The sequence below is a fragment of the Bacillus sp. JJ783 genome (assembly GCF_036963225.1).
Lineage (GTDB): Bacteria > Bacillota > Bacilli > Bacillales > Bacillaceae_G > Bacillus_A > Bacillus_A cereus_U.
The window spans coordinates 1-7,288 of sequence record NZ_JBALMG010000207.1; the positions used below are offsets into that span (position 1 = coordinate 1).

Consider the following 7,288-nt stretch of genomic DNA (forward strand, 5'->3'; position numbering starts at 1 on the left):
TTAACTAGATCAATATATCGTTCTACCTTTTCAACTTCAACTAAATCTGTCGTATCAATACTATTCATAAGCTGTTCCTTTAACCTTACAATACTAACAGCCATCTACCCACCCCCCCCTTACGTGCGTATTTTCGAAAAAAACCTGACAGTTAACCCCCTCCTCCGGTGCCCCTTAGACGAAAAAAGAGTGAAATATTTTAAGGGGGGGATTGATACTGAATCATTTTTACCACTTTTCATCGTGTTCCCATTTGTTTTGTTTCTTTTTGAATGTTCTACCGTGTTCTTTATTGTGGCAATCCACACAGACTGTTTCTAAATTATCTATTACTAATGCAAGTTCTGGATGATGTTCGAGTTCTTTTATATGATGGACAACGAGCTGTATTTTCTTACGCTTGGCACTCTCGCTGTACTCATTGGTATCAGTTTGAAAACGACCATCGCGCTTGCACTCTTGGCATTCATAGTTGTCACGTTTCTTTACTTGTTCTCGTATACTCTTCCACTCACCACTGTCATAGAACTTACGCTTCTGTTCTTTTGTTTTAAACTCTTTCATTGGTATTTACACTCACACATTTTCTCCACCATCTTTATAATTTTTATATAATAAAGAGCATCCAATTAGATGCTCTTTTCTCAAAACATTATACTTTTATTTTGAATACAGTAAATGAAGTTTTACTTCTATTAAAAGAATTAAAAAACACTATTTCTTAAATTAAAAGGCTCTAAAAGAAATAGTGTTTTTATCCGCTCTAGATATTAAATTATTTAAGGTAATTGAATTTCTATTTTAGCTAGGTTACCTTGGCAATTCAATTTTCCTTGTTGAATTAATTGATGTACTCGGTAAATTAAATAAGTATCACCTATACGCTGTTCATTTTTCCCCATCACTTCTCCAACAATTAGGGATGCACGTTGATATTCATTCGATGTATTTTCCAGGATAAGTACATCATAATAATTTTCAGCTACAGTGGTTATTTGTCCATCTTTTAATATCCTTACTATACCATTAGTTTGAACATATTTTTTCCAATCTTGTATTAGAGTTTGAACGTGTGCTTGAGGCAAATCTTTTTTCATTAGAAGAGCTTCTAGAATCAATTCCGAAGGCATTTCACCTAAACTTCTTAGTACATGTGGAATCTCTTTTCCTTGTATATCCTGTACTTTATATTCGATATGATGGCTAAAATCTGTAACATTCACTTCTTCAAAATGAATATTTTTATTTTGAAGAAGCGATAACACAAACCTTAAACCGATAGCATCAGATACGTTTTCCCCATGCCATAAGATTACCTTACTACTACTAGGGATTTCTTCTACAATTTGTGGATTTTGTTTAAGTATAGTTTCAATCCAATCTAAATAATCTAATTCTGAAGTTGGACCTATTGTTGTTAGTACTTCTTTTAGCCATTGTTTTCTTTCTTGCATTCCTTCAGTAGATTCTAATTTATAAATAGGACCTATTGAAAAATCCTCATTAATACAAATAACTTTTTCATTTTTGTATTCATTATTTTTTTGAAAAACATACTTTAAATTTCCATGTGCCGAATCCCCGAAGGTAATATGTGTAACATTCATAATGTTTAATCTCCTTATTAAATCAATATATCTATTTATATTTTGTAAGAGCGAGTACATCTGTTCTCTTACCAACTTTATTATAGATGGTACACAAAAAAATAACTAGCGCCATTACATTACACTTTTGTAAGGTAAACAGCACTATTCATCACAGGTAATCCTCTGGTAATGTTCTTTCTTTTATTCTTGTTCCAAAATAAAAAACACCCGACTGGATGCTTTGTTATCAATTATTATTTTGTATTTTAAGTACGGTAAATGAAGTTTTATTCTTCTTCCAGTCACCTAATGCTGCTACAACAATCTGTTTGCACAATACTAAGTAACTAGAAGAAGAGCAAAAGCTCTCCCTAATAACGGTATCATTCAATCATTACCATCTGCTGGTTACGGATTTTATGCGCCATCATTATGAATCGTTTAGACAAAATATAAAGGAATCTTTATGAGTCATGTTTTCCGCCACTTCTCACAATACAAATATAACACGATGATCCCAAAACAACCGGCACATTTACTGCCAAAAAGCGGTCACGACTCTGCCACTTATTTTATTCCCGTTATCCTTACTTATAATAGTCCGATTCCACTTAATTGAACATAGTTACTATTAGACTGCACTTTTTTAACTTCAGCAATGCCTTTAATGCCAGTTGCATAAATTGTAGAAAATGTAACCTCCACTTCTTTATCATAGTATGCTGCCATTATAAAAAAATCTTTTGGTCCTGGATATTCAATGTCTATTGTCCATTTACAATTCTTTTCTCTATTTATCTTAAAATAAGCTTGATCATAATTGATTTCCTCTTCTAGCCCTTCTATAAACAGGTTCTTTACAATATAGGTCCTCATCTTCTCAACTCCTTACTATTTTAATTCTAACAAACAGCACCAATCTTTTAACAGTACTTAGTTACCCATATCTTATATTTTGTGTAACTGTCCCAATCGCTGGATGCCTTGATATTCTTAACTTTATAAGACTTCCTATTTTGAATTACACAACACATAAAAAATGGTTAACTGTAAAAACACAAAAAAATAAAAGGATGTTTGCTATATTTTGAATTTAATCATAGCCTTATCCATTGCATCTTGGTTTACGCCTATATATCTTAATGTAACTCTTTCGGATGAATGATTGAATATCTCCATTAACAAGGCTATATTCTTTGTTTGCATGTACATATGATATCCAAATGTCTTGCGTAATGTATGTGTACCTATCTCATCTAATCCGAACTCTGCCGCTGTACTTCTAAGTATCTTATATGCCATGCTGCGTCCAATCGGTTTATTCTTTCCTTCACGACTCTTAATTAAATATTCATTGTCATCTCTTTCTTCAATGTACCAACGTAATTCTCTTTTTAATGCTGGTGTCAATTGAATACGTTTCTGTTTACCCGTTTTCTTTTCTCTCATCGAAATATGACTGCCCTTTAAATCACCTATTTTAAGCTTTAGGATGTCACTTATACGCAAACCTGTATTAATCCCCATCACAAACAAAATATAATTACGCTCATTGTTTTCCCTCAGATATTCTTTAATCTGTTGTATTTGCTCTGGGTCACGTATTGGCTGAACAAAATTCATCGGTCATCGCCTCCGTAATGCTTTTCTGTCTCATATACTTCTAATCTAAGAGCAAAAGCTAGTTTATAAAAAGCATTAGATTTATTGCGTCTGTATGTACGTTCACTCATACCAATCTCGTTATAAACCATGTAATCAAAGACTTCTTCATCTTCTAAATATCGCTTTACAATGATGTCTCTTTGATTCTTGCTAAAGCGACTTAATGCCTTATCAATTTGAAAGGATAAGCGCTGTAATTTCACTTCTCTTTCACTCATTACAACATTTGCTAGAGCAACATCTTCAGCTGGCTTGCCTACCATGTTTGTTGGGCCATGATATCTTACCTCGCAAGAAGCTGTGACCTTCATCTCATTTCTAATCATCCCAAATTGTCTATAAATACGAACATTTTCAAGAATCTCTTCTAAACGGACTTGTGTTGCTTTACGATCAATTTTAGGTAAGAAAGTTAATTGCGTCATATATAAAAACACTCCTTATCTATTTTATTAATAAAAAACAAAAAGCGGACACCAAACCATAGAGCAATATCACTAATGCTCTTTATAGTTTGATGTCCGCTGGTTCTTCCAGTAGGACTAAATGTGTAATTGGTATTATTATACCATTTTTAAACCATTTATCTATTTTTCTATTCAAACGATTATTTTGTCTAAATGTTCGCCCTGCATTTCATAGACCTTTTTTAAAGTTGAAAGCACGTTATCTCTTATATGAATGAAAAGGAGTAATATGCTTTTTATGAATGTAAATCAGAAGCAAAATTTTTTTATTGCCAAAGAATCATATCGAGATATGACAACAGCTCATTTTTTAAAATTCCTTGTCAAAAACAAGCATATATAGTGTAGAAAACATATTCTACACTATATGTTATCAAAAAGTGAGGAAACGTATATGAATTCACATCATAAGAAAGATTTCATTAATATAAGCGCACCTTTTTTCCCGCATATCGATTTATCGGTATTTCCGAAAGTTCAAAAACTAATAAAATCATCGCGATCCCCAAAAACTCCAAAAACAAAACAATCATTAAAAGCTCCAAAATCCCAAACGATGTGTTGCAGACAAATTGTTGAGCATAAGATCCAGTTAGTTCCTCCCGCAAAAAAAGGAACCGTCAAAGTTGATAAACAGATATTCACTACGATTGAAAAGGTGTGTTCAGAAGTAGTCGTCATTATTGGATATATCCGAAAAACTGTTACTTATACAGCAGTAACTCATAACAGAGAGATTCCAAATCATAGTATCCAAGATGATGTTCCTTTCCAGTGTCTTATAGAATCAACGGACATTAAAGAAAATCATCAATTTAGCATCATCGAGAAAAAAATAATCGGTGAAGTTTTCGCACATGAAGCTAGCTTTGGAAGTTCAAAAGATTTTCGACTGTATAGACAAACCCTTGCTTTCAATTTTATAGAGAAAGATGTTATAAAAGTTTCCATAAAAACGATTACTAAGTAAATCAATACCCTTTCATCATAAATATAAAATCAGGTCATTTCAGGGACTAAATTTGCAGTTCCGGATCTCTCTAAGATGAAATAACTTATTTATTTGCTCAAAAAAGGAATCTTGTCCAAGATATCCACCTATACAAGCTCTGTATCTACTTCATACCCTATAGTAGAAGCAATAGTATTCTATTTGACTTCGAAATGTATTGAGAGAATATTATTTATAGAACTAAGGAGGAATAATGAATGGTTTGCCCACTTATTAATCCAACAACTTGTTGCCAAGTTGTTGTTGAGCGCACAACGCAGCTTGTCCCCCCAGCACTTGCAGGTACCGTTACCTTTACACAAACTGTTGAAGCGGATATTGAAAATGTAATCCCAGAAAAAGTTGTAATTTGCGGAGTAGTTCGTAAAACGTTAACTTACACTGCTGTTTTAGAAAATGGCACTCTAGTGCCGGGATTTCAAGTTTTTGATGATATCCCTTTTCAATGTGTCATTGATCGTGAAGATGCCAATGAAGGAGACCTTTTCGAGGTCACAGGAGTAGCAATTCTTGGACAAGTTTCTGCTCAAGAACAAAATTTTGGATTTATAGACGGATTACGAGTTGCTTTTAAATTCAAAGAAAAGGAGATTGTCAAAGTCTGCGTTAGGAGATTGCCAGTCACTGGTACAGAAGTGGCTATTGGACTAGCGTTTACAAGTGCAGATTGTAACGTTCCTGTTGTAGCACCCGGTCGTTTGTTAGTAAATGGCATAGGATTTGCAGGAATACCAGTCACGTTCACAATACAAGGTGCAGCGACTGTTTCTCCAACTACGGTGTTTACAGAAGAAGGCGGATTTTTTAGTACGAATGTTACTGCTACTGGGCCTGGAAATATAACTCTTATAGCGTCTGGTACGGTAAATGGATTTCCTTTCTTTGGAGAAACCACTACAACTTCACCTTGTCTATAATAAAGTGAAACTTCCATTGTATTAATGTACTTGCAGCTTTTTGTATTGCTGGCGGATCCTATAACAATAAAAGAGNNNCTCTTTTATTGTTATAGGAGTCACCATACATGTACATCAATCTCAAGCGAAATTGTATCCATAAGAAGAAAAAACACTTACTGACAATTCATAACTAGCACTTATATTGCTACTTTTTCTGACATACCCTTTAATACAACTATTTCCCCATTGTTTAAAGTACTTTTCCAAATCTGGATTATCGATCATTGTTGCTTCACCTATTTTTTTATCTCTCCACCTTCTTCTATTTCCACCCATGAATAAAATGCACTATGCAAATATCCAGTTTCTATAAGCAACCATCCTTTTTTATATAAACTCGCTTTATATTTTTGACCTAATGTTAATTCATCGTAATTGTTATGCCACTTTGTATATATAATTTCCATATCCATTCCTCTTTTCTACAAAAGGATTATTTTGTTGAATTCTCTTCGTATTCGTGGATGCAAGCATCACACATCTCTGATACTTCATCGATCCAATCTGTTTCTTCTAAACAATTACTGCAGTGTTTCATTTTCCTCTTCCTCCCTTTAATAAAATTCAATATTTCGTCAATACTGTAGATAAGCCAGTCTCCAATTCCCCTGGAGTCGAGCGGTTAGTGAAAACTCACTGCTCTTTTTGTTTGTCTGAATAAAATTATAAATCCCGGTCATTCTATAGATAGGCTGTTAAACAGCTATAATCAATTTGTAGAACCCAAACTCTTTCTCTCTTTCCTTGAAGGCGAGCAGTTAGCTTTTGCTAGCTGCTCTTTTTTGTATGTTCTGATTTCCATTGCATATAATGCTTACATACCAGCTAAAAAGGCATTCTACTCCCTAGCCCATGAACAGGTGAAACTTCTTGTCCTTTTTTATTCCACTACACTTTTGGTTTTATTTCTTACCCCTTAAACATACCTTAATATCGAAAGATGTTTAGCTCAGAGAGTTACCTCCTTATTGAAGGGCACTGGTGTATAGTGCTCTTTTTTTACTGTACGACTTCTCTTTATTCAAATGACTCACATTATTAAAGAAACCACATACGATATCACGTATTCTTTTACATTAATAGTTTTGGTCCTAAGAGCACTTATTTAAGTGTTCTTTTTAAATTTAAGTTCCACTTCAATATGTTCACCATTGTGTAAAATGAACATATACTAACCTGACAAGACATAGTTTTTGATATAGTGGTGCACAAAAAACTTTGTGCGCTATTTTTCTTCTACATAACTAAGTTATCAAATAGCGTTTTTATTCAAGCAATTCACGCCTTTAGTAAAAAGCTCATAGGGTAATGTATTCTTTTACAATAAGAATCTTGGTCCGAAGAGCACTTTTATATGGTACTTTTTAGTATCGAATGTGAAATAGAGGCTTGCTCTTAAGACCTTTTGTGTGATCTTTATAGGCTTTTTGCTTACACCTGTGTGTCTGTTTACTCATAAGTTGTTAAAAAATTAGTTAGTTAATTTATAAGAGAGGTGTAAAAATGAGTAAATTTAAAAAGAATTGTCACATACCCTTTCCATGTGCCTTTCCTTTACCTCAAATAGGGCCAACTGGGCCTGCCGGAGCGACCGGA

At 33.6% G+C, this 7,288-nt stretch carries 8 protein-coding genes and 1 pseudogene; 2 read left to right on the plus strand and 7 right to left on the minus strand.

The window, feature by feature from the left end; genetic code table 11:
• The 6 genes and pseudogenes from V7038_RS28140 to V7038_RS28165 form a co-directional block, all read right to left on the minus strand.
• Nucleotides 1-104 (minus strand): annotated as a pseudogene (locus V7038_RS28140) (terminase); the annotation flags it as partial.
• Nucleotides 105-228: 124 nt separating this feature from the next.
• Nucleotides 229-564 carry an HNH endonuclease gene (locus V7038_RS28145; protein ID WP_335695977.1) on the minus strand — a complete coding sequence of 112 codons (336 nt, stop codon included), beginning with the start codon at nucleotides 562-564 and terminating at the stop codon, nucleotides 229-231.
• Nucleotides 565-779: 215 nt separating this feature from the next.
• Nucleotides 780-1,607: a DUF1835 domain-containing protein gene (locus V7038_RS28150; RefSeq protein ID WP_335695978.1), complete on the minus strand. Its 828-nt coding sequence runs from the start codon at nucleotides 1,605-1,607 to the stop codon at nucleotides 780-782.
• Between the two features lie 573 nt (nucleotides 1,608-2,180).
• Complete coding sequence (locus V7038_RS28155; protein ID WP_335695979.1) at nucleotides 2,181-2,465, minus strand: hypothetical protein; 285 nt, start codon at nucleotides 2,463-2,465, stop codon at nucleotides 2,181-2,183.
• 204 nt (nucleotides 2,466-2,669) lie between these two features.
• A complete protein-coding gene (locus V7038_RS28160) occupies nucleotides 2,670-3,212 on the minus strand; it encodes a site-specific integrase (protein WP_335695980.1) in 543 nt (180 codons plus the stop codon).
• A complete protein-coding gene (locus V7038_RS28165; RefSeq protein ID WP_335695981.1) occupies nucleotides 3,209-3,679 on the minus strand; it encodes an ArpU family phage packaging/lysis transcriptional regulator in 471 nt (156 codons plus the stop codon). The genes V7038_RS28160 and V7038_RS28165 overlap by 4 nt, the downstream gene beginning before the upstream one ends.
• 436 nt (nucleotides 3,680-4,115) lie before the next feature.
• Between V7038_RS28165 and V7038_RS28170 the strand changes: the two genes are divergently transcribed.
• Together V7038_RS28170 and V7038_RS28175 are read left to right on the plus strand one after the other, a co-directional pair.
• Complete coding sequence (locus V7038_RS28170; protein WP_335695982.1) at nucleotides 4,116-4,691, plus strand: hypothetical protein; 576 nt, start codon at nucleotides 4,116-4,118, stop codon at nucleotides 4,689-4,691.
• 239 nt (nucleotides 4,692-4,930) lie between these two features.
• Nucleotides 4,931-5,650, plus strand: coding sequence for a hypothetical protein (locus V7038_RS28175; protein WP_335695983.1), 720 nt, complete (start codon nucleotides 4,931-4,933; stop codon nucleotides 5,648-5,650).
• A gap of 278 nt (nucleotides 5,651-5,928) precedes the next feature.
• Here V7038_RS28175 and V7038_RS28180 read toward each other — a convergent pair whose 3' ends face one another.
• Nucleotides 5,929-6,099 (minus strand): hypothetical protein, encoded by a 171-nt coding sequence (locus V7038_RS28180; RefSeq protein ID WP_335695984.1) that lies wholly within the window; start codon nucleotides 6,097-6,099, stop codon nucleotides 5,929-5,931.
• Nucleotides 6,100-7,288 lie beyond the last annotated feature (1,189 nt).